The sequence below is a fragment of the Thauera sp. AutoDN2 genome (genome assembly GCF_051280715.1).
GTDB lineage: Bacteria > Pseudomonadota > Gammaproteobacteria > Burkholderiales > Rhodocyclaceae > Thauera.
This window is the reverse complement of sequence record NZ_JBNCAR010000081.1, coordinates 1-2,461: the sequence shown is the minus strand read 5'-3', so window position 1 is coordinate 2,461 and position 2,461 is coordinate 1. Positions and strand designations below refer to the sequence as shown.

At 62.5% G+C, this 2,461-nt stretch carries 2 protein-coding genes and 1 pseudogene; 2 read left to right on the top strand and 1 reads right to left on the bottom strand.

What is annotated here, in order from left to right:
• Nucleotides 1-72: 72 nt before the first annotated feature.
• Nucleotides 73-381 carry a hypothetical protein gene (locus ACPT9U_RS17485; protein WP_435751887.1) on the top strand — a complete coding sequence of 103 codons (309 nt, stop codon included), beginning with the start codon at nt 73-75 and terminating at the stop codon, nt 379-381.
• A gap of 163 nt (nt 382-544) precedes the next feature.
• A pseudogene (locus ACPT9U_RS17480) lies at nt 545-1,800 on the top strand (IS256 family transposase).
• Between the two features lie 188 nt (nt 1,801-1,988).
• On the opposite strand, the gene ACPT9U_RS17475 reads toward ACPT9U_RS17480, so the two are convergent.
• The gene (locus tag ACPT9U_RS17475; protein WP_435751886.1) at nt 1,989-2,324 is read right to left on the bottom strand and encodes a YegP family protein; all 336 of its coding nucleotides are present in this window, start codon (nt 2,322-2,324) and stop codon (nt 1,989-1,991) included.
• Nucleotides 2,325-2,461 lie beyond the last annotated feature (137 nt).

Here is a 2,461-nt window from a genome sequence, read left to right as displayed (position 1 = left end):
CCTGCGACTCAAGCGCAAGCGGGCGGCCTGGGATGACGATATCCGTATGAAAATGCTGGGGATTCATCGGTTATGACTTTCGAATGCGATGGCCCTGCCCTCGCGGCGGCGATGATGGTCGCGCTAGGCCTGTTCGTCCTGAAGGAGCGCTTCGTTGATTCCGAACTCGTGCTCACGGCGGCCGGTTGTGCGGCCATTGAACGGCTCGGCGGGAGCGTCGAACCAATTGCCGGCTCGGGGCTGTGCAAGGTGACGGCCGACTACGGCGGCGCTGGCTGGATCACACAGCACGCCTCCCTGCGAGTGCTGATCGGCGGCAAGGCGAAAGCGATCGAACTGCGGAGCAGTGACATCGTCAGCCGATCGACCCGCGAGCGTTGACCGACCGATTGATGGTGCTGTCGCGGCGCGTGGGGTGAAGTTTCAATGCATGTTGGTCGCGACGGCTAAATCCAGACGATGCGCTGAACGGAGTGAACAGGGGCTGCGGCGAGCCTGTCAGAAATTTTGTGTGTGAGGCATAACATGTCGACAAGGAGCATGTATGCCAAGCAAGACGAGCAAGAAGCAACCGGCAGCGGCGCTGCCCAGCATTCCGAAAGAACTGATTGACCAGTTCGTCAGCGGTCCGATGAGCGCCGAGGCAGTCAATGCGGCCGCGATGGCGTTCAAGAAGGCGCTGATCGAACGGGCGCTCGGCGCCGAGCTCAGTCATCACCTCGGCTACCCACCGGGCGCAGACAAGCCGGTCGAGAGCGCCAATCATCGCAGCGGCGCCTCCGGCAAGACGGTGCTGACCGAAGACGGACCGCTGCGCATCGAGGTGCCGCGCGACCGCGCCGGCAGTTTCGAGCCGGTGCTCATCCCGAAGCACGAGCGGCGCTTTACCGGCTTCGACGACAAGATTGTCGCCATGTATGCGCGCGGGATGACGGTCCGCGAGATCCAGGGTTTCCTGGCCGAGCAGTACGGCACAGAGGTGTCGCCCGAGTTCATCAGTTCGGTGACCGAGGCGGTGATGGGAGAGGTCACCGCCTGGCAGTCCCGCCCGCTGGAGCCGATGTACCCGGTGGTGTTCTTCGATGCCCTGCGGGTCAAGATTCGCGAGGACGCTGTGGTGCGCAACAAGGCGATCTACCTGGCGCTTGGGGTGCTGCCCGACGGCACGCGCGACATCCTTGGGCTGTGGATCGAGAACACCGAGGGTGCCAAATTCTGGATGAAGGTCTTCAATGACCTCAAGACGCGCGGCGTCGCCGACATCCTGATTGCGGTCACTGACGGCTTGAAGGGCATGCCCGAAGCGCTGGAGGCGGTGTTTCCGGCGACCACGCTGCAAACCTGCATCGTGCATCTGATCCGAAACAGCCTCGACTACGCGAGTTGGAAAGATCGCAAAGCACTGGCAGCGGCGATCCGGCCGATCTACACCGCCCCGAGTGCCGAAGCGGCGGTCGCCGAACTCGACGCATTCGCCCAAGGCCCGTGGGGCGAAAGGTTTCCCCCGTAGCCGCCGCCTGGCGCCGGGCGTGGGATCGGGTGATCCCATTCTTTGCCTTTCCGCCGCCGATCCGTCGGGTGATCTACACCACCAATGCCATCGAGAGCATCAACGCGCGCCTGCGCAAGATCATCAAGACGCGGGGGCACTTCCCAAGTGACGAAGCCGCAACCAAGTTGATCTGGCTCGCCCTGCGCAACATCACCGCCGACTGGGGACGGGCAGCCAAAGACTGGAAAGAGGCGATGAATCAGTTCGCAATCATTTACGCAGAGCGCTTTGAAACGGGCCGCGGCTAAAATGACTACTGACTGTTCCACCGGGGCGCCTGCAGGCGCCCCGGTGGAACAGTCTCCTCAAGCCTCACACACAGAAATCCTGACACCCCCGCTGCGCTGCGTTTGATGCCGTTCAATGCGATAGCGCGTCTGCAGCGCGAGCGGTCCGGGCCGAGCGTGAGTCAAACCCGGCCCGGACGACACCTCTGCTAGGTTGTGGCGTCTTCCACCGCGGCCTCAGGCGCGTTCTTCTTGACCGACTCGATCCCGTTTTCCCGTGCTGCCACGCTCTCGTAAAGTTGGCTTGTGCCAATCACCTGGCCGTTCATGGCCCGGAGGTTGAACATGGGTTTCCCAGATTGCGATTCCTTGCGCTCGTACTTCGTGTCGTCCGGGGCGTTGTTCTTCACCGATTCCACGCCGTTAAGGCAGGACGCCTTGGCCTTGTAGCCCTCGCTCGCGAGGATGACCTGCCCGTTCGCTGCCTTGAGTCGGAAGCGGAACTCACCAGCCTGATCCTTGTACACCTCGAACTTTCCAGCCATGGACGTGCTCCTTGCAGAGAAAAGCAGAGTATCTATAAGTAACCGTCCGAGCAACCCCGTTCCCCGGCGGAGCCGGCGACTTCAGAGATCGACGACGTGCCTGAGCAGCCCGAACGACACGCGCCAGCCAGGCTCGT

What these genes read in the sequence shown, in the direction of transcription:
- ACPT9U_RS17485 (WP_435751887.1), top strand. Translation starts at nt 73, where the DNA reads ATGACTTTCGAATGCGATGGCCCTGCCCTCGCGGCGGCGATGATGGTC.
- ACPT9U_RS17475 (WP_435751886.1), bottom strand. Translation starts at nt 2,324, where the DNA reads ATGGCTGGAAAGTTCGAGGTGTACAAGGATCAGGCTGGTGAGTTCCGC.